The organism is Streptomyces sp. BI87 (assembly GCF_025957665.1).
GTDB classification, from domain to species: Bacteria; Actinomycetota; Actinomycetes; order Streptomycetales; family Streptomycetaceae; genus Streptomyces; species Streptomyces albidoflavus.
This window is the reverse complement of record NZ_CP110079.1, coordinates 2,913,033-2,929,729: the sequence shown is the minus strand read 5'-3', so window position 1 is coordinate 2,929,729 and position 16,697 is coordinate 2,913,033. Positions and strand designations below refer to the sequence as shown.

At 72.5% G+C, this 16,697-nt stretch carries 21 protein-coding genes and 1 riboswitch; of the genes, 14 read left to right on the top strand and 7 right to left on the bottom strand.

Annotated elements, in window-relative coordinates; all coding sequences use genetic code 11:
* Nucleotide 1: 1 nt before the first annotated feature.
* Genes OIM89_RS12665 through OIM89_RS12650 form a run of 4 tightly spaced genes read left to right on the top strand, consistent with a single transcriptional unit; the run spans nucleotide 2 to nucleotide 2,795 of the window.
* The gene (locus tag OIM89_RS12665) at nucleotides 2-715 is read left to right on the top strand and encodes a GvpL/GvpF family gas vesicle protein (RefSeq protein WP_030697191.1); all 714 of its coding nucleotides are present in this window, start codon (nucleotides 2-4) and stop codon (nucleotides 713-715) included.
* 45 nt (nucleotides 716-760) lie between these two features.
* Entirely contained in the window at nucleotides 761-1,015 is a 255-nt protein-coding gene (locus tag OIM89_RS12660; RefSeq protein WP_030697192.1) for a gas vesicle protein GvpG, read from the top strand.
* A gap of 24 nt (nucleotides 1,016-1,039) precedes the next feature.
* Nucleotides 1,040-1,645, top strand: coding sequence for a hypothetical protein (locus tag OIM89_RS12655; protein ID WP_217466979.1), 606 nt, complete (start codon nucleotides 1,040-1,042; stop codon nucleotides 1,643-1,645).
* Entirely contained in the window at nucleotides 1,638-2,795 is a 1,158-nt protein-coding gene (locus OIM89_RS12650) for an SRPBCC family protein (protein WP_264491272.1), read from the top strand. The genes OIM89_RS12655 and OIM89_RS12650 overlap by 8 nt, the downstream gene beginning before the upstream one ends.
* A 96-nt stretch (nucleotides 2,796-2,891) precedes the next feature.
* On the opposite strand, the gene OIM89_RS12645 is transcribed toward OIM89_RS12650, so the two are convergent.
* The 4 genes from OIM89_RS12645 to OIM89_RS29865 are packed head-to-tail and all read right to left on the bottom strand — an operon-like array spanning nucleotide 2,892 to nucleotide 5,534.
* Nucleotides 2,892-3,755, bottom strand: coding sequence for a GvpL/GvpF family gas vesicle protein (locus OIM89_RS12645; protein WP_264491271.1), 864 nt, complete (start codon nucleotides 3,753-3,755; stop codon nucleotides 2,892-2,894).
* Nucleotides 3,752-4,066, bottom strand: coding sequence for a gas vesicle protein K (locus OIM89_RS12640; RefSeq protein ID WP_023417859.1), 315 nt, complete (start codon nucleotides 4,064-4,066; stop codon nucleotides 3,752-3,754). The genes OIM89_RS12645 and OIM89_RS12640 overlap by 4 nt, the downstream gene beginning before the upstream one ends.
* A gap of 18 nt (nucleotides 4,067-4,084) precedes the next feature.
* Nucleotides 4,085-5,029, bottom strand: a complete 945-nt coding sequence (locus OIM89_RS12635) for a gas vesicle protein (RefSeq protein ID WP_226964216.1) — start codon at nucleotides 5,027-5,029, stop codon at nucleotides 4,085-4,087.
* Nucleotides 5,022-5,534 (bottom strand): gas vesicle protein, encoded by a 513-nt coding sequence (locus OIM89_RS29865; RefSeq protein ID WP_307963098.1) that lies wholly within the window; start codon nucleotides 5,532-5,534, stop codon nucleotides 5,022-5,024. Before OIM89_RS29865 ends, OIM89_RS12635 begins: the two co-directional genes overlap by 8 nt.
* Before the next feature lie 300 nt (nucleotides 5,535-5,834).
* Here OIM89_RS29865 and OIM89_RS12625 point away from each other — a divergent pair, with 300 nt between their 5' ends.
* From OIM89_RS12625 to otsB, 3 genes are all read left to right on the top strand, one after another.
* Nucleotides 5,835-6,275, top strand: a complete 441-nt coding sequence (locus OIM89_RS12625) for a hypothetical protein (RefSeq protein ID WP_030697198.1) — start codon at nucleotides 5,835-5,837, stop codon at nucleotides 6,273-6,275.
* Nucleotides 6,276-6,405: 130 nt separating this feature from the next.
* Nucleotides 6,406-6,711 carry a DUF3263 domain-containing protein gene (locus OIM89_RS12620; protein WP_264491270.1) on the top strand — a complete coding sequence of 102 codons (306 nt, stop codon included), beginning with the start codon at nucleotides 6,406-6,408 and terminating at the stop codon, nucleotides 6,709-6,711.
* A 55-nt stretch (nucleotides 6,712-6,766) separates the two neighbouring features.
* A complete protein-coding gene (gene otsB, locus OIM89_RS12615) occupies nucleotides 6,767-7,624 on the top strand; it encodes a trehalose-phosphatase (protein WP_047470843.1) in 858 nt (285 codons plus the stop codon).
* A gap of 19 nt (nucleotides 7,625-7,643) precedes the next feature.
* Here otsB and OIM89_RS12610 read toward each other — a convergent pair whose 3' ends face one another.
* Nucleotides 7,644-9,095, bottom strand: coding sequence for an alpha,alpha-trehalose-phosphate synthase (UDP-forming) (locus tag OIM89_RS12610; RefSeq protein ID WP_151168540.1), 1,452 nt, complete (start codon nucleotides 9,093-9,095; stop codon nucleotides 7,644-7,646).
* Nucleotides 9,096-9,150: 55 nt separating this feature from the next.
* On the bottom strand, nucleotides 9,151-10,173 hold the full coding sequence (locus OIM89_RS12605; RefSeq protein WP_047470840.1) for a glucosyl-3-phosphoglycerate synthase: 1,023 nt from the start codon (nucleotides 10,171-10,173) through the stop codon (nucleotides 9,151-9,153).
* Nucleotides 10,174-10,480: 307 nt separating this feature from the next.
* Nucleotides 10,481-10,638, top strand: a riboswitch (SAM riboswitch).
* Between the two features lie 17 nt (nucleotides 10,639-10,655).
* On the opposite strand from OIM89_RS12605, the gene thrC reads away from it, so the two are divergent.
* From thrC to OIM89_RS29990, 5 genes are all read left to right on the top strand, one after another.
* Nucleotides 10,656-11,963 carry a threonine synthase gene (gene thrC / locus OIM89_RS12600; RefSeq protein WP_175510534.1) on the top strand — a complete coding sequence of 436 codons (1,308 nt, stop codon included), beginning with the start codon at nucleotides 10,656-10,658 and terminating at the stop codon, nucleotides 11,961-11,963.
* Between the two features lie 86 nt (nucleotides 11,964-12,049).
* Nucleotides 12,050-12,328 (top strand): MoaD/ThiS family protein, encoded by a 279-nt coding sequence (locus OIM89_RS12595; protein WP_030697204.1) that lies wholly within the window; start codon nucleotides 12,050-12,052, stop codon nucleotides 12,326-12,328.
* 444 nt (nucleotides 12,329-12,772) lie between these two features.
* A complete protein-coding gene (locus tag OIM89_RS12590) occupies nucleotides 12,773-12,976 on the top strand; it encodes a cold-shock protein (RefSeq protein ID WP_003949956.1) in 204 nt (67 codons plus the stop codon).
* A 509-nt stretch (nucleotides 12,977-13,485) separates the two neighbouring features.
* Complete coding sequence (gene groL / locus OIM89_RS12585; protein WP_030697205.1) at nucleotides 13,486-15,108, top strand: chaperonin GroEL; 1,623 nt, start codon at nucleotides 13,486-13,488, stop codon at nucleotides 15,106-15,108.
* A gap of 183 nt (nucleotides 15,109-15,291) precedes the next feature.
* The gene (locus tag OIM89_RS29990; RefSeq protein ID WP_370443954.1) at nucleotides 15,292-15,369 is read left to right on the top strand and encodes a 50S ribosomal protein bL37; all 78 of its coding nucleotides are present in this window, start codon (nucleotides 15,292-15,294) and stop codon (nucleotides 15,367-15,369) included.
* Nucleotides 15,370-15,494: 125 nt separating this feature from the next.
* On the opposite strand, the gene OIM89_RS12580 is transcribed toward OIM89_RS29990, so the two are convergent.
* Nucleotides 15,495-15,980, bottom strand: coding sequence for a hypothetical protein (locus OIM89_RS12580; protein WP_264491269.1), 486 nt, complete (start codon nucleotides 15,978-15,980; stop codon nucleotides 15,495-15,497).
* A 207-nt stretch (nucleotides 15,981-16,187) separates the two neighbouring features.
* Here OIM89_RS12580 and OIM89_RS12575 point away from each other — a divergent pair, with 207 nt between their 5' ends.
* Both OIM89_RS12575 and OIM89_RS12570 read left to right on the top strand, forming a co-directional pair.
* Nucleotides 16,188-16,430 (top strand): hypothetical protein, encoded by a 243-nt coding sequence (locus OIM89_RS12575; RefSeq protein WP_008411314.1) that lies wholly within the window; start codon nucleotides 16,188-16,190, stop codon nucleotides 16,428-16,430.
* Nucleotides 16,427-16,690, top strand: coding sequence for a hypothetical protein (locus OIM89_RS12570; protein WP_023417847.1), 264 nt, complete (start codon nucleotides 16,427-16,429; stop codon nucleotides 16,688-16,690). The genes OIM89_RS12575 and OIM89_RS12570 overlap by 4 nt, the downstream gene beginning before the upstream one ends.
* Nucleotides 16,691-16,697: the final 7 nt, after the last annotated feature.

Here is a 16,697-nt window from a genome sequence, read left to right as displayed (position 1 = left end):
CATGGCCACCTACATCTACGCCATCACGGCGGCCGACCACCCGCTGCGCCTCGACGGGCTCGTCGGGGTCGGCGAGAACCCGTCCGAACTGCGGGTGGTCAGGTCCGGGCGGCACGCGGCCGTCGTCAGCGACGCCCCGGCGGAGCTGCGGGCCAAGCGCCGTGACCTCGTCGCCCACCAGAGCGTCCTGGAGCGGCTGATGACCGAGGGGGCCGCGCTGCCGATGCGGTTCGGCCTGGTCGGCCCCGACGACGACCAGGTGCTGGCCGCGCTCGAACAGGAGCAGGACACCTACGCCCAGCGGCTGGAGGAACTCGACGGCCGCCTGGAGTACAACCTGAAGGTCGCGCGGGACGAGGACAGCCTCCTGCGGGAGATCCTCACCGAGTCGGACGAGGCGCGGCGGCTCAGGGACCACACCCGGAGCAACCCGGACGCACACGGGGAGAAGGTCGCCCTCGGCGAGCTGGTCTCCCGGGAGATCGAGGCCAGGAGCGATGCCGCCGCCGAGCGCATCGCCGGACAGCTGGCACCGGCCGCGGAGCGCAGCTCCGACGCCGGCCCCACGAAGGCGCATTTCCTCAACGTGTCCTATCTGGTCGCCCGCGACGACGCGGCCGCCTTTTCCCAGGCGGTGCACGAGGCGGCGGAGAAGTACGGCGACGACTACACGTTCACGCTGAACGGCCCGCTGCCGCCCTACAGCTTCGTGTGACCCGCGGTTTCCCGCGATTCGTGCGACCGATCGGAGGCATTCGCCATGGGTCTCCTCATGAATGTCCTCACGCTTCCCCTCGCCCCGGTCAGAGGCGCCGCTTGGGTACTCGATCAAGTGGTGCTCGCGGCCGAGCGAGAACACTACGACCCGGGACAGGTACGGCAGCAACTCGCCGCGCTGGAACAGCAACTGCTGAACGGTGAGATCGACGAGGAGGAATTCGACCGTCGTGAGGACGAGTTGCTGGACTGGCTCGAAGAGTGCGAGGCGTACCAGCAGAGCCAGCAGAATTCCTGAATCCCGGAGAACGAGGTCTCAGCAATGACGGAGAACGTCAAGATAGGCGCGGCCCTGGTGGGTGGATACCTGCTGGGCCGTACGAAGAAGGCGAAGCTGGCAATCGGCTTCGGCATGTTCCTGGCGGGCAAGAAGCTCGACCTCGACCCGAAGAAGCTCGGCAGCATGCTGGCCAGTTCGCCGGTGCTCGGCGGCCTGAGCGACCAGGTCCGCAAGGACCTCGTCGGGGCCACCCGCACCGCGGCCACCAACGCGCTCACCCAGCGGGCGACCAGCTTCGCCGACTCCCTGCACCAGCGCACCCTGCGCCTCGACGACCCGGAGGCCGCCCAGGAGGAGGAGCAGCGCGACGCCGACGACGCCGACGACGCCGACGCGGCCGAGGACGAGGCGCACGAGCCGGAGGACCGCGACGAGGAACCCGGGGAGAAGTCCGGGGAGAAGCCGGCGCGCTCCGGCAAGTCCTCGTCCGGACGCAGTGGTTCGGGCAGCGGGGGCTCCTCGGGCTCCGCCCCGAAGAAGAAGGCGGCCTCGACCGCCCGGCGGACCACCTCGCAGGCGCGCGCCAAGGCTCCGGCGAAGAAGACCGCGGCCAAGGCCCGCTCGACGCGTGGGGGCAGCCGTGGCTGATTCCGCCTTCACCAAGTTCAAGGACGACGTCGCCAAGAATCCGGCGACCGAGCGGCTCCGCGACGAGTTGCAGAACTACCTGAGCGCCCGGGCACGGCACGCCGTGACCAACCTCGGCCACAAGCTGGGGGAGAGCGCCGGCAAGCTCGCCGACGGCTCGGCCCCCACCGGCGCGGTGAAGTCCCTCGCCAAGGGCGGCAAGGCGCTCGGCGAGGGCAAGTCGCCCGCCCAGGCGGCGCTGAGCGCCGGCGGCTCCCACGTGATGGACACGATCAAGGACAAGGTCAAAGGCGTGTTCGGCAAGGGACGCAAGGGCGGCGGCGGCAAGTCGAAGAGCGTCACGATCTCCGAGGACATCGACGTGGGCGTGCCCGTGCGCGAGGCGTACGACCAGTGGACGCAGTTCCAGGAGTTCAGCACCTTCGCCAAGGGCGTCGTCAGCGTCGAGAAGTCCGACGACACCAGCAGCAACTGGAAGGTGAAGGTCGCCAAGTCCACGCGCAGCTGGAAGGCGAACGTCACCGAGCAGGTGCCGGACGAGCGGATCACCTGGACCACCGAGGGCGCCAAGGGCACGGTCAAGGGCGTCGTCACGTTCCACCGGATCACCGACAACCTGACGCGGGTGCTGCTGGTCCTGGAGTACTTCCCGAAGGGCCTCTTCGAGAAGACCGGCAACATCTGGCGCGCCCAGGGCCGCCGGGCCCGCCTCGACCTCAAGCTGTACCGCAAGTTCATCATGATGCGCGGTGAGGCGACGGACAGCTGGCGCGGGGAGATCCGCGACGGCGAGGTCGTGGTCGACCACGACGAGGCCGCCCGCCGCGAGGAGGAGTCCGAGGAGAACGACGGCGAGGACACCTCCGGCGAGGACACCTCCGAGGAGGAGGCCGAGTTCGAGGACGGCGAGCCCGAGGACGGGGCCGACGAGCGCGACGAGCCGGACGAGGAGTTCGACGACGAGGACGAGTTCGACGAGGACGACGCCGAGGCCGAGGAGTCCGATGAGGACGTCGAGCCCGAGGACGTCGAGGACGAGCCCGCCGAGGAGGCCGACGAGGAGGAGGCCGACCCGGCGGACGGGGACGCCGAGTGGGACGAGGAGGAGCCGGAGGAGGAGCCCCGGCGCCGTTCCCCGGCGCGCGGCTGACACCGCACAGCGATCGGGCCGGCCGGAGAGTACAGACTCCCGGCCGGCCCGATCGCGTGGTCGTGCCGGTGCGGGCTCCGAGGAGCCCGCACCCCGTCATCCCTCGTCCGCCACCGGTTCCTCGCCGGGCGCGGCCGGCAGCTCGGTGAAGGAGTACGGGGGCCACGGGCCGAGGAAGCGGATGCGGGCGGCGGGATGCTCCTCCTGGAGGTCGGCGAGGAGGGCGCCGACGGTGTCGATCTCCTCCCGGCGCACCAGCAGGGCGCCCGCGAAGACGCTGACCTCTCCCGGCTCCTGGCCGCGGGCGGAGCGGACGCTGATGTCGTCGGCGACGGCGGCGAGCCGGCGCCGGACGCCCGCGTGCAGGGTGTCGGCGAGGCGGTCCCCGGCCTCCTTGCGAAGGCGTTCCAGCCGCTTGGCGAGCATCCGCCGCAGCCCCGGCGACCGGCCCTCCATCTCCTCGACGAGCGACTTGGCCTCCTCGTCGTCCTCGGTGACGGCCTCCCGGTCGAGGCTGATCTCCACCCGGACCTCGGCCCGCCCGGCGAGCGAGCCCAGCAGCTCACGGAGGACGTCGGCGCGGGCGGAGAGCCATTCCTGGACCCGCTGCTCCGCGTCCGCCTCCTGGTCGGGGGCGACGAGGACGTTGAAGGTCATGGGCAGCACGGTTCCGGCGTACTCCCAGACGGCCACCAGCGCCGCGTCCTGTTCCCGGACCCACTGGCGCACCTGCTCGTCCGGGCCCTGGTAGGGGGCGGGGGCGGTGTGGTGCACGAGGGCGGTCACCCCGCTGCCCGGCGCGGTGACCAGGTGGAGCGGGCGGCCGTCCAGGCCCGTCGTGCCGGGCGGCAGCGTGGCGCCCTCCGGCAGCAGGGCGTAGACGTAGAGGGCGTTCCGGCCGGGCGCGTCCGCGCCGTCGGCGGCCGCCCCGGAAAGGGTCTCCTGCGACTCGTAGGTCATCGGCCGGCCTCCTCGGCCCAGCGGGCGGGGTTGACGAGCTTGTCGACGACGTCGTCCACGACCTCGTCGAGTCCCCGGTGGAGGTCGGCGACGGACGAGGTGATGCCGTGCTCCTCCTTGATCTCCTCCATCGCCTCGTCGAGTTCGAGGAGGGCGTCACCGAGGCGTTCGAGTTCCTCGGTGGTGAGCGAGCCGCCCTGCATCCGGCGCTCGGCCTGGCGCTCCAGCGCTTCCTGGATCACCTCGACCAGGGTCACCACGAGGGACAGCACCCCGTGCTTCAGGCTCTTCTCGTCAACGGTGATGGCCATGGTCTCCTCCTTCTGGCGTCAACGTGCGGCCGCGTCCGCGGGCTCGGCGGGAGCGGTCTTCCCGGTGGTCTCGCGGAACGACGCCAGCCAGTGCGCGGGGTCGGTGGCCGCGAGGGCGAGCACCCCCAGGCTCTGCGTGCGCACCTCCAGCACCGTGCCCTCGCCGCCCGGACTGCGGCCCGCCACCTGGCGGACGCCGAGGATGTCGTCGGCGGGCACGGCGAGGGCGGGGCGGGCGTCGAGCGGGGACTTCCAGACGAGTCCGCCGGGGGTGAGCTTCCCGGTGCCGCCGCGCCACAACGGGCCGTCCCGCCGCGGCTCCTGGTACCAGAGGTGGCCTTCGGCCAGCACCTGCTGGGCCGCGCCGGGCCGCAGCTCCTGGCCGAGGACCCCGGGCAGGCTGCGGTCGAGCAGGTCGCACAGGGCCCCCGGGTCGGCCGCGGAGAGCAGCGCGGTGGAGTCGTCGTCCAGTTCCAGGCGGACCCGGGTGCGAGGGGCGCCGCCCGCGCTGCGCTCCGTCTCCGGACGTACGGCGCGCACGGCGGACAGGTCGGCCTGCCACATGATCTCGCGCGGGTCGCGGCGCAGCACCACGAGGCGCTGGTCGGTGAGGAAGACGGTGCCGGGACGCCAGGCGGTGTACACGCCCTCCTCCAGGAGGTGGCCGCCGTGCATCTGCGCGACGTGCCGTTCGCCGTCGCGCAGGTCGAGGCCCCTCCGGGCGGACGAACCCTCCACCCAGGCACGGGTGTGCTCGTCCCACTGCCGCATCATGCCGTGTTCGAGCATGGTCTCCATCCCGGCGATCGCCGCCCGGAGGTTCACCCCGATGAGGGGGATGTCGGCGACGGAGATGATGAGGTCGAGATGGAGGACGGCCCCCTTGTTGAGCAGCACCTCGACGAGGTCGTCGAGGGTCACCCGGGGGTCGCGGGTGGGCTTCATGGGGGGCTGCTCAGCCACGGTCCCCCGTCCCCTCCGCCTCGGCCTCGGAACGCGCGCGCCCGGACGGCTTCCTGCCGCCCGGGCCCTTCTCCTCGTCCCTGTCCCGGCTCTCGGCGTTCCGGGCCCCGCCGTCTCTGGACGCGTCGGTGTCCTGGGCGTCCCCGCCGGCCGACGGGAGGGCGGCCCGGCCCTGCTCCAGGGACTGGGCGCTCCGCCAGCCGCACCACGGGCACCACTCCTCCAGCAGCTGCCGCGTCGGGGAGCGTTTGCCGCACTCGGGGCAGGTCTCCTTCTCGACCCGGGTCTCGCGCCAGGCGGCGGTCTCCGTGTCGGTGCCGGCGGGGAACTCCAGCCCGTAGCGCGACGCCGTCTCGAAGGACGCCAGGGCGGCGCGCAGCCGGATGCCCAGCAGCTCGACCCCCGCCACCGACACCATGATGTCGGCGTTGAGGACGAGCCCCTTGTCGAGCAGGGTCTCCACGACATGGGCGAGGCTGCCCTCGCCGTCCCTGCGCGGTTCCATGATCCGGCTCTGCGCCATCGGTCCCGAGGAGCCCCGGGCGGTCACGGTTCCCCGTGACCCGGGCGGCTGACTCGGGGTGACGGCCCGCTGGCCGGGTATCGGCTCTGGCTGGTTCGGGGTCATCTTGTCCGTATGTCCGCCCCCGGACGCCTCATGCAGGGAGGTGTCCCAGGTCTCCGCCGCCCGCGCGACGGCGTACGCCCCTGCCGTCCGCGCGTGAACGGACGGTGTTCGTCCCTCCCGGAGACGTTCTCGGGTCGTTCATTGTTTCGATCCCGAAGAGCGGGTTACGCGGCAGCCATGACTGCTGACAGCGATGAGACCAAGAACACGAACGGGACGACCACCAAGGGCCGTTCCGCCGCAGGCAAGGGCACTCAGGCCGTCAAGCGGGCCGGCAGCCGGGCCAAGTCCGGCTCGCAGACCGCCGCGGGCAAGGCCGAGTCCACCGCCGCCAAGGCCGGGGAGAGCACCCTGGGCCGGGTCGGTTCCGCGGGCGAGGCCACGAAGCGGTTCGCGTCGGCCGGCTGGGAGAAGAGCCAGCAGAGCGTCGCAGCGGTCGCGGGCAAGGTGTCCACCAAGGCCACGGCGGCCTGGACGATCCTCAAGTACCGCAAGGTGATCGCGGGCGGTGTCGCCGCCGGAGCCGTCTCCGTCGTCGGCGGGGCCTACGCCCTGGGCCGCCGCTCCGCGGCCGCCCACCACGGGCCGATCACCCGCCTGACCGGAGGCCGGATCTGACCGCTCCGCCCGTTCCCCGCCGCGACCCTCCCCCGCGAGGACGCGGCGGGGAAACGGGTGCGTACGCACCCCTCACCAGGGCCGACGCCCGCGGTGGTCGCCTGCGCCCCGCCGCACATAGGCTGAAGGTATGACCGACCACGAGCCCGCCTCCCCGGAGGCGGCGACGCCCCAGGAACCGGACTCCGACGGCGGCGGCGGGGACCTCGGCGACGGCCTCAGCGAGCAGGACCGCGCCGTCCTCGCCTTCGAGGCGCGCGGCTGGCAGCGCCCCGGCACCAAGGAGCGGGCCATCCGCGAGCAGCTCGGTCTCTCGCCCACCCGCTACTACCAGCTGCTCGGCGCCCTCCTGGACGACCCGGCCGCCCTGCGCCACGACCCGGTCACCGTCAACCGGCTCCGCGAACGCCGGGCCGCCCGCCGCGCCGCCCGCTGACCCGGCCGGGCGTGCCCCATGGGCAGCCGCGGCCCCGCTCGGTAGGGTCTGCCGCATGGCCAGCCCCGCGCGCCCCTCGCCCCTGCCCCTGCCCGACACCGCCGCCGGGCGGGAAGGGCTGGAGACCCTGCTGGCCCGGCCCGCCGAGGCCGTCGTCGGCCTGGACTTCGACGGCACCCTCGCCCCGATCGTCGCCGACCCCGACCGGGCCGGCGCCCACCCCGACGCGGTCCCCGCCCTCGCCCAGCTGGCGCCGCTGGTGCGCTCGGTGGCGGTGATCACCGGGCGGCCCGCCGAGAAGGCGGTCCTCCTCGGCGGGTTCGCCGACGAGCCCGGCCTCGGCCACCTCACGGTCCTCGGCCACTACGGCGCCCAGCGCTGGGACGCCGCCACCGGCCAACTCCACACCCCCGAGACGCCCCCGGGTCTCGCCGCCGCCCGCGCCGAACTCCCCGCCGTGCTCGCGGACGCCGGAGACCCGCCCGGCCTCTGGACCGAGGACAAGGGCCAGGCGTTCGCCGTCCACACCCGCCGCGCCGAGGACCCCGAAGGCGCCTTCGCCACCCTCCGCGGCCCCCTCGCCGCCCTGGCCGAACGCCACGGCCTCCACCTGGAGCCGGGCCGCCTCGTCCTGGAGATCCGCCCGCGCGGCATCGACAAGGGCGTCGCGCTGATCCACTACGTCCAGGAGACCGACGCCCGCGCCGTGCTCTACGCCGGGGACGACCTGGGCGACCTCGCCGCCTACGACGCCGTCGACCGGCTGCGCGGCGAGGGCGTGCCCGGGCTGCTGGTGTGCAGCGGTGACGAGGTCCCCGAGCTGGCCTCCCGCGCCGACCTGGTCGTGCCGGGGCCCGGCCAGGTCGCCGCGCTGCTGGCGGCCCTCGCCGAGACGATCCGCCGGACCCGGTGAGGCCCGGCCGGGCCGGTGGTCAGCCGCCCAGTGCCTCCAGCTGGTCCAGGAACCAGCGCTGGGGCGGCAGGGCCGTAGCGGCCGCCGCCAGGCGCTTGCTGCGCTCGGCGCGCTCCGAGGGCGGCATCATCAGGGCGTCGTGGAGGGCGCGGGCGGTGGCGCTCACGTCGTACGGGTTGACCGGCAGGGCGTCCTCGCCCAGCTCCTCGTAGGCGCCCGCCTCGCGGGAGAGGACCAGGGCGACGCCCGCGTCGGAGACGACCGGGACCTCCTTGGCGACCAGGTTCATGCCGTCCCGGATCGGGTTGACCAGCGCCACGTCGGCCAGCCGGTAGGCGGCCAGCGAGCGGGCGAAGTCGTCCTCGACGTGCAGGACGACCGGCGTCCAGCCGACCGTGCCGAACTGCTCGTTGATCTCGTCGGCCAGCGCCCGCACGGAGGCGGTGTACTCGCGGTAGACCGGCAGGTCCTGGCGGGAGGGGTAGGCGAAGGCGATGTGGACGACGCGGCCCGCCCACTCCGGGTGGTCGAGGAGGAGCTGGCGGTAGGCGAGCAGGCCGCGGACGATGTTCTTCGACAGCTCGGTGCGGTCCACCCGGACGATCGTCTTCCGGTCCGGCTCGCCGATCTGCTCGCGCAGCGCCACCAGCCGGTCGTCCACGTCGGTCCGGTGCGCCCGCTCCCGCAGGAACTCCGCGTCCGCCCCCAGCCCGTACACGCCGATCGCCGTACGCCGCCCGTCGTGCGCCAGCTCCGAGGCGCCGGCGCGCTCGGCGCCGAGGACCGCCTGCGCGCAGTCGGCGAAGGCGCCCGCCCAGCGCCGGGTGAGGAAACCGAGGCGGTCCGCGCCGAGCAGGCCGGACAGGAGCTGGGCGGCGATGTCGTCGGGGAGCAGCCGGAAGTAGTCCGGCGGGGCCCACGGCGTGTGCGTGAAGTGGGAGATGCGCAGGTCGGGCCGGAGCGCGCGGAGCATCCCCGGGACCAGCGCCAGGTGGTAGTCCTGCACCAGCACGGCCGCGCCCTCACCGGCCTCGGCGGCCAGCGCCTCCGCGAAGGCGCGGTTGTACGCCTCGTACGCAGCCCACTCCTCCCGGAACTCCGGGCCGAAGGCCGGCTCCACCGGGGTCTGGTACAGCATGTGGTGGACGAACCACAGCACGGAGTTGGCGATGCCGTTGTACGCGGCGGCGTGCGTCTCGGCCGGGATGTCCAGCATCCGCACCCGCTGCCCGCCGGTGTCCTCCGCGTCCAGCGTGCTCGTACCGGCCCGGCGCGCCGCCTCGCGGTCCCCGTCGCCCAGCGCGGCACACACCCACAGCGTGGAGGCGTCCGCCCCGATCGCGGAGAGCCCCGACACCAGCCCGCCCCCGCCCCGCCTGGCCTCCAGCTCCCCTTCGGGCAGCAGGGCGTACGAGACGGGGCCGCGGTTGGAGGCGACCAGAATGCGTGCACTGTCAGACGTCACAGCCATGCGGCGTACCTAGCCTGTTCCTGTGGGTGGCAAACACCCGCGACGGAGCTTGTCCTCATCCCGTCCGCCGGTGGTACGGGTCCTCCGGGACGCGGGTGTGGGCGGTGTGTTCCGGCAGGGGCTCCCGCGGGGCTCCGGCGAGGCGGCCGCCGCGGTACTCGGTGATCTCGATCATCGGGGGGCGCTCCTCCGTGTCGACCTGGGTGGTGCGGGCCACGAAGCCGTCGTCGCCGCGTTCGAACTGGGTCAGTTCCGGGCGGACCAGGTGGCCGCGGGCCAGCCGGAGCTGGGCCGTGCGGTAGATGGCTGCGGCCATGCGGCCGAGCGCCAGGCCGTCCTGGTGGCGGTGGATGCGGACGCCCACGTCCACCTGGGCCAGCGCGTCGAGGCCGACCGTGTGCAGGGCGTCCACCAGCAACCCCAGCTCCACGCCGTAGCCGACGGGGAACGGCAGCTGCTCCAGCAGGCTCCGGCGGACCGCGTACTCGCCGCCCAGCGGCTGGACGAAGCCCGCCAGCCGCGGCCAGTGCAGGTTGAGGACCGGGCGGGCCATGAGTTCGGTGACGCGGCCGCCCTGGCCGGGGGCCGAGCCGAGCGGACGGTCGTACATCGCCTTGACGAAGTCGACGTCCGGGTCGGTCAGCAGGGGGCCGACGATGCCCGAGACGAAGTCGGGCGAGAAGTCCTTCAGGTCGGCGTCGACGAAGCAGACGATGTCCCCGCTGGTCACCATCAGTGACCGCCACAGCACCTCGCCCTTGCCGGGCACGGCGGGCATCCTCGGCAGGATCACGTCGCGGTGCACGACCCGGGCCCCGGCGGCCGCGGCCTCCTGCGAGGTGCGGTCGGTGGAACCGGAGTCGATCACCACCAGTTCGTCGACGAGCGGTACGGCCTCCATGAGCGAGCGGCGGATCTCCGCCACGATCGCCCCGACCGTCGCCTCCTCGTTCAGGGCGGGCAGCACCACGCTGACCGTGGACCCGCTCCTGCGTTTGGCCGCCACCAGTGCGCTCAGCGGCCGGTCGGCGGCGGACCAGGACCGCTTGGTGAGCCAGCGCTCCACCTCTTCGAGCACGTGATCGTCCCCTCATGTCCGGGTCATGTCCGAGGCCATGTCCTAGGTGATGTCCCATGATCCCCCGGGCCTCCGCGCGTCCTCGCGGGAGGGCGATGCGCCAGAAAAGCGGTCGGTGACGAGGGGCGGCGGCCGGCGGCGCTGCCGGTACCTGGGCCCCATCTCGCGGTTCGGACGACCCACACAACTGTCCAAGCCGTCGGTTACAGTCTTGAACAGCGCGCGTGACCATCGCATGTCGAGAGACGCCGGTTCCGCGCCCGACAAACGCGTTCGGCCCCACCAGACAAGGGCTCCGACGCCATACCGCTCATCCAGAGGGGCAGAGGGACACGGCCCGTTGAAGCCCCGGCAACCCTCCGGTCGGTACTCCCGGCGCGTGTTCCACCCGCGTCCGCGAGGCTCCCGGCTCGGGAAGGTGCCAATTCCGTCTCGCGGCGAGATGCGTCGCGAGGAAGATGAGGAGAAAGGGCCTCGCCGTCATGGCTGTGCACACCGTCGCCACCCCCGCAACCCCCTCGCAGGACGCCCCCGCGGTCGATCTCGGTCCCGCTGTCGCCCTCTCCTGCCGTGAGTGCGGCGAGCGCTTCCCGCTCGGCCCCGTCTTCGCCTGCGTGAGCTGTTTCGGGCCCCTGGAGGTCGCCTACGACCTCCCCACCGGCGACCCCGAGGCCCTGCGCGCCGCCATCGAGGCCGGCCCGGACAACATCTGGCGGTACGCCCCGCTGCTGCCCGTCCCCGCCGACGTGGCCACCAAGCCCAGCCTCAACCCGGGCTTCACCCAGCTGGTCAAGGCCGACCACCTCGCCGCCGAGCTGGGCGTCACCGGCGGCCTGTACGTCAAGGACGACTCCGGCAACCCGACGCACTCCTTCAAGGACCGCGTCGTCGCCATCGCCGTCGAGGCCGCCCGCGCCTTCGGCTTCACCACCCTCTCCTGCTCCTCCACCGGCAACCTGGCCGGAGCCGTCGGCGCCGCCGCCGCCCGCGCCGGATTCCGCTCCTGCGTCTTCATCCCGCACGACCTGGAGCAGGGCAAGGTCGTCATGGCCGCGGTCTACGGCGGCGACCTGGTGGGCATCGAGGGCAACTACGACGACGTGAACCGCTTCTGCTCCGAGCTGATCGGCGACCCGCTCGGCGAGGGCTGGGGCTTCGTCAACGTCAACCTGCGCCCGTACTACGGCGAGGGCTCCAAGTCCCTGGCGTACGAGATCGCGGAGCAGCTCGGCTGGCGGCTGCCCGACCAGATCGTGATCCCGGTGGCCTCCGGCTCGCAGCTCACCAAGATCGACAAGGGGTTCAAGGAGCTGATCGCGCTCGGGCTGGTCGAGGACCGCCCGTACAAGATCTTCGGCGCCCAGGCCGAGGGGTGCTCGCCGGTCTCCACCGCGTACAAGGCCGGGCACGACGTGGTCCGCCCGCAGAAGCCCGACACCATCGCCAAGTCGCTGGCGATCGGCAACCCGGCCGACGGCCCGTACGTCCTGGACATCGCCCGGCGTACCGGGGGCGCCGTGGAGGACGTGGACGACGCGCAGGTGGTCGACGCCATCAAGCTGCTCGCCCGTACCGAGGGGATCTTCGCGGAGACGGCGGGCGGCGTGACCGTCGGCGTCACCCGGAAGCTCATCGAGGCCGGGCTGATCGACCCGTCGCTGACCACCGTCGTCCTCAACACCGGTGACGGCCTCAAGACCCTGGACGCGGTGGCGCCCACCACCGGACCGACCGCGACCATCCGGCCCGACCTGGACGCCTTCCGCGCCGCCGGTCTCGCCACCTCCTGACGCCGACGCCCGACGCCGTCCTCGCCCCGCGCGTCGCCGACGCGCCCTCACCCGTACCGCAGCCCCAGCTTCCGGAAGGCACTCCCATGAGCGTCAACGTCCGCATCCCCACCATCCTGCGCACCTACACCGGCGGCCAGTCCGAGGTCCCGGCCGAGGGCGCCACCCTCGCCGAGGTCATCGCCGACCTGGAGAAGAACCACTCCGGCATCGCCGCCCGCGTCCTGGACGACCAGGGCAAGCTGCGCCGCTTCGTCAACGTCTACGTCAACGACGACGACGTCCGCTTCGAGCAGGGCCTGGAGACCGCCACGCCCGACGGCGCCGGTATCTCGATCATCCCGGCGGTCGCCGGCGGCTGCTGAGCCCCGCCGCCTCCGCGGCGAACCCCCGCTCCACCGCATTGCCCTCTCCGCTCCATTCCCTCCGGGGAAAGCGGAGGGGGCAATTCTGCATGGTTGAACGCGGTAGAGTTGGGGAACAGCCTCCCGCGTTTGTGCCGGGAGCATATGAGCCGCCGTTCTTTCCCCGGCGAGCAGCACACAAAGTACCCCGGTTATTCGCCCCCTTGCGCGCCTTTTGCCGGGCCCGACTTGCCCGGAACTCCGGCGCATCCTCCCGGTTCCGCCCTTTCCCCGCGCCCGGATTTCTCGTCCGACTGACCTGTTGCAGACGGCAGTTGGGCAGATACATTCAGCGGCGGTCGACGCGTTCCGGCGCACACCCCCGACCGAAGGTTGGGGGGTGAGGTCTGACCCGGGTCCGCGAAGTGCGGGCCTGTGCAAGGGCCAGTAATAGGGGAGTTAGGCATGGCTCAGGGCACCGTCAAGTGGTTCAACGCGGAGAAGGGCTACGGCTTCATCGCGGTCGACGGTGGTGCGGATGTATTCGTCCACTACAGCGCGATCCAGATGGACGGCTACCGCACCCTTGAAGAGGGTCAGAGGGTCGAATTCGAGATCTCGCAGGGTCAGAAGGGGCCGCAGGCGGACATGGTCCGCGTGGCCGCCTGAGGCGCCGACCGCACCACACTCACGAGGGCCCGCCCCACAACAGGGGGCGGGCCCTCTGCGCTGGCCTCACACGCCGACCGGGCTCGATGGCCTCAAGCGACGGCCGGGCTCCGTGGCCTCAAGCGCCGGCCGGGCTATAGATAGCCCGGCCGGCGCTTGAGGCCATCCTTCGAGCCCGGCCGGCGTTTGAGGCCACCCCACCCCCGCCGCGGCAAGGGCGGCCTGACCTCCGCATCCGCCGGTACGGACAGGGCGCCCCCAGCACGCGGGCGCGGGGCCGGAGGCCCCTAGCGCCTTGCACTCTCCTACCCCGAGTGCTAATTATTGGCGTTAGCACTCTCCGAGTGAGAGTGACAGAAGGACCGGGTCGGTGAGGCCCGCAGGCCGCGCGGGGCAAGGAACCGCGAGGCAGGCAGGCCGTCCGTCGCGGGCGCCAGCACGGTCCGGAGTATCCACCCTCCCCCAGACAGAGTCCGGGGGGACCCCCAGTCCTGGGAGGACCACTTCACATGGCCAAGATCATCGCGTTCGACGAGGAGGCGCGGCGCGGTCTCGAGCGCGGGATGAACCAGCTCGCCGACGCCGTCAAGGTCACCCTTGGCCCCAAGGGCCGCAACGTCGTCCTCGAGAAGAAGTGGGGCGCCCCCACGATCACCAACGATGGTGTCTCCATCGCCAAGGAGATCGAGCTCGAAGACCCGTACGAGAAGATCGGCGCCGAGCTGGTCAAGGAGGTCGCGAAGAAGACGGACGACGTCGCCGGTGACGGCACGACGACCGCGACCGTCCTGGCCCAGGCGCTCGTCCGCGAGGGTCTGCGCAACGTCGCCGCGGGTGCCAACCCGATGGCCCTGAAGCGCGGCATCGAGAAGGCCGTCGAGGCCGTCTCCTCCGCGCTGCTGGAGCAGGCGAAGGACGTGGAGACCAAGGAGCAGATCGCCTCCACCGCCTCCATCTCCGCCGCCGACACCCAGATCGGCGAGCTGATCGCCGAGGCCATGGACAAGGTCGGCAAGGAAGGCGTCATCACCGTCGAGGAGTCCCAGACCTTCGGTCTGGAGCTGGAGCTCACCGAGGGTATGCGCTTCGACAAGGGCTACATCTCGGCGTACTTCGCCACCGACATGGAGCGGATGGAGGCGTCGCTCGACGACCCGTACATCCTCATCGTCAACTCCAAGATCGGCAACGTGAAGGACCTGCTCCCGCTGCTGGAGAAGGTCATGCAGTCGGGCAAGCCGCTGCTGATCATCGCCGAGGACGTCGAGGGCGAGGCCCTGTCGACCCTGGTGGTCAACAAGATCCGCGGCACCTTCAAGTCCGTCGCCGTCAAGGCCCCGGGCTTCGGCGACCGCCGCAAGGCCATGCTCGGTGACATCGCCATCCTCACGGGCGGCACGGTCATCTCCGAGGAGGTCGGCCTCAAGCTGGAGAACGCCGGTCTCGACCTGCTGGGCCGCGCCCGCAAGGTCGTCATCACCAAGGACGAGACCACGATCGTCGACGGTGCCGGCGACAGCGACCAGGTCAACGGCCGCGTCGCGCAGATCCGCGCCGAGATCGAGAACAGCGACTCGGACTACGACCGTGAGAAGCTCCAGGAGCGTCTGGCGAAGCTGGCCGGCGGCGTGGCCGTCATCAAGGCCGGTGCCGCCACCGAGGTCGAGCTGAAGGAGCGCAAGCACCGCATCGAGGACGCGGTGCGCAACGCCAAGGCCGCCGTCGAGGAGGGCATCGTCGCCGGTGGTGGCGTGGCTCTGCTCCAGGCTTCCTCGGTCTTCGAGAAGCTGGAGCTCGAGGGCGACGAGGCCACCGGTGCCGCCGCCGTCAAGCTGGCCCTGGAGGCCCCGCTCAAGCAGATCGCCGTCAACGGTGGCCTGGAGGGCGGCGTGGTCGTGGAGAAGGTGCGCAACCTCGCCGTGGGCCACGGCCTGAACGCCGCGACCGGCGAGTACGTCGACATGATCGCCGAGGGCATCCTCGACCCGGCCAAGGTGACGCGTTCCGCGCTCCAGAACGCCGCGTCGATCGCCGCCCTCTTCCTCACCACCGAGGCCGTCATCGCCGACAAGCCGGAGAAGGCCGCCGCCGCTGCCCCGGGTGGCATGCCCGGCGGTGACATGGACTTCTGACCGGACTCGCTTCCGGTCGGCCCGTCCGGCACCACGCCCACCGGGGCGGTGTCCCTCTTCCGAGGGATGCCGCCCCGGTGGCGTTGGTGCTGTCCGTCCTCGGGATCGCCTCGGACACCCGCGATGTGCGAGGGTGGACCCGGCCTCACGGCCACGGAACGTCCGAGAGAAAGGAGCGCGGTCATGTCCTCCAAGCGTCGCCGTAAGAAGAAGGCGCGTCGCAAGAACGGCGCCAACCACGGCAGCAGGCCGCAGTCCTGACTTCCGTGCGGCGCTCCTGAGGCCGGGGGAGACCCCGAAGGGCCCGGGCGCGCCGGCACCACGCCCCCGTCACACCGCCGCAGGCGGCAGGCGGGGGCGTCGTCGCGTTCAGCGGGTCGGCGCGGTCAGCAGGGTCCGTCCTCGGCGGAGACGTGGAGGATCGACCGGTCGGCGGCCGCGTCGTGGCCCTCGTAGACGTGGAGGCAGTACGCGGCGGAGGTGCCGGAGCCGGTGACTGTGTACGCGGTGCGGTCCGGGCCGGTGCCCCGGTGGACGGAGGCGCCGATGAACGGGGTGCCCGGCTGCCGGTCGACGGCGTCCTCCAGGGACCAGGCGTAGCCCAGGTCGGAGTGGTGGACGTGCGGGGCCCGGTTCATCTCCTCGGCGGCCCGGTAGACCGCGTCCCGCAGTTCGCCGCGGCTCCAGCTGCCGGTGTCGTGCAGGTAGAGGATGACGCCGAGCGCGGTGAGCGGCGCCAGCAGGATCAGGGCGAGCCCGACCGGATTGCGGTGGTTGTAGACGTACCGCGTGCCGCCCCGGGCGGGCGTGAACACCGGCTCGTACGGGTCGTCCGCCCCGTCGGGGGCGGTGCCGGGGCGGGTCGTGGTCATGGGGCCCATCCTCCGGTACGCGGGAGGGTGGCGGCCCGGCGGGGGTGTGCGGGGTCGTCGTCCGGAGGGCTCCGCGCGCCGTCGCCACCCCCGGATGTGCCTGCCGCTACCCCCGGATGTGGGGAGGAGCGCCACTGTCGGGGGCCTCGGCGCGTTGAACACGCTGTGTGGGCAATCTCACTACAGAGCGTGGACGATGGAGAGGGAGTGAGCGCCGTGAAGGGCACGGAGGCGCACGGCAGGACCACCGACCGGGTGGGGGCCGCCCAGGAGGCGGTGGACCGGCTTCGCGCCGGGCTGGCGGAGGCGGGGATCGTCCTGCCGTCGCTGCGGCTGGAGCCGGTGTCGAGCGCGGGGAACGACCCCGCCCCGCTCGTCGACCTCGGGCGGTGCAACGTCGAGACCGCCGACCGGCTCAGCGCCGTCCTGGAGGGGGCCCGGCAGCGATGAGCGACGACGATGCCTGCTGCGCCGGTGCCGACGAGCCGGAGGCGCCCGAGGTCGTCTGGGTGGTCGGCGCCTTCGCGGTCGACGCGCGGGACGGTCGCCTCGGCCGGGTCATGGGCAGCGAGGGCCCGTACATCCAGCTCCGGCCGCCCGGCGGCGGCAAGGAGTGGGACTGCCCGCCGCGCGCGGTCCGGGCCGCCGACCGGAAGGAGGTGCTGCGCGCCAAGGTGCGGGAGATCAACTGGGAGGGGCGGCTGCCCTGAGGCGGCC

Bases quoted from the DNA above. Each gene is read 5' to 3' on its own strand.
- OIM89_RS12665 (WP_030697191.1), top strand. From the start codon at position 2: ATGGCCACCTACATCTACGCCATCACGGCGGCCGACCACCCGCTGCGC.
- OIM89_RS12660 (WP_030697192.1), top strand. From the start codon at position 761: ATGGGTCTCCTCATGAATGTCCTCACGCTTCCCCTCGCCCCGGTCAGA.
- OIM89_RS12655 (WP_217466979.1), top strand. From the start codon at position 1,040: ATGACGGAGAACGTCAAGATAGGCGCGGCCCTGGTGGGTGGATACCTG.
- OIM89_RS12645 (WP_264491271.1), bottom strand. From the start codon at position 3,755: ATGACCTACGAGTCGCAGGAGACCCTTTCCGGGGCGGCCGCCGACGGC.
- OIM89_RS12640 (WP_023417859.1), bottom strand. From the start codon at position 4,066: ATGGCCATCACCGTTGACGAGAAGAGCCTGAAGCACGGGGTGCTGTCC.
- OIM89_RS29865 (WP_307963098.1), bottom strand. From the start codon at position 5,534: ATGGAACCGCGCAGGGACGGCGAGGGCAGCCTCGCCCATGTCGTGGAG.
- OIM89_RS12625 (WP_030697198.1), top strand. From the start codon at position 5,835: ATGACTGCTGACAGCGATGAGACCAAGAACACGAACGGGACGACCACC.
- OIM89_RS12620 (WP_264491270.1), top strand. From the start codon at position 6,406: ATGACCGACCACGAGCCCGCCTCCCCGGAGGCGGCGACGCCCCAGGAA.
- otsB (WP_047470843.1), top strand. From the start codon at position 6,767: ATGGCCAGCCCCGCGCGCCCCTCGCCCCTGCCCCTGCCCGACACCGCC.
- OIM89_RS12610 (WP_151168540.1), bottom strand. From the start codon at position 9,095: ATGGCTGTGACGTCTGACAGTGCACGCATTCTGGTCGCCTCCAACCGC.
- thrC (WP_175510534.1), top strand. From the start codon at position 10,656: ATGGCTGTGCACACCGTCGCCACCCCCGCAACCCCCTCGCAGGACGCC.
- OIM89_RS12595 (WP_030697204.1), top strand. From the start codon at position 12,050: ATGAGCGTCAACGTCCGCATCCCCACCATCCTGCGCACCTACACCGGC.
- OIM89_RS12590 (WP_003949956.1), top strand. From the start codon at position 12,773: ATGGCTCAGGGCACCGTCAAGTGGTTCAACGCGGAGAAGGGCTACGGC.
- groL (WP_030697205.1), top strand. From the start codon at position 13,486: ATGGCCAAGATCATCGCGTTCGACGAGGAGGCGCGGCGCGGTCTCGAG.
- OIM89_RS29990 (WP_370443954.1), top strand. From the start codon at position 15,292: ATGTCCTCCAAGCGTCGCCGTAAGAAGAAGGCGCGTCGCAAGAACGGC.
- OIM89_RS12580 (WP_264491269.1), bottom strand. From the start codon at position 15,980: ATGACCACGACCCGCCCCGGCACCGCCCCCGACGGGGCGGACGACCCG.
- OIM89_RS12570 (WP_023417847.1), top strand. From the start codon at position 16,427: ATGAGCGACGACGATGCCTGCTGCGCCGGTGCCGACGAGCCGGAGGCG.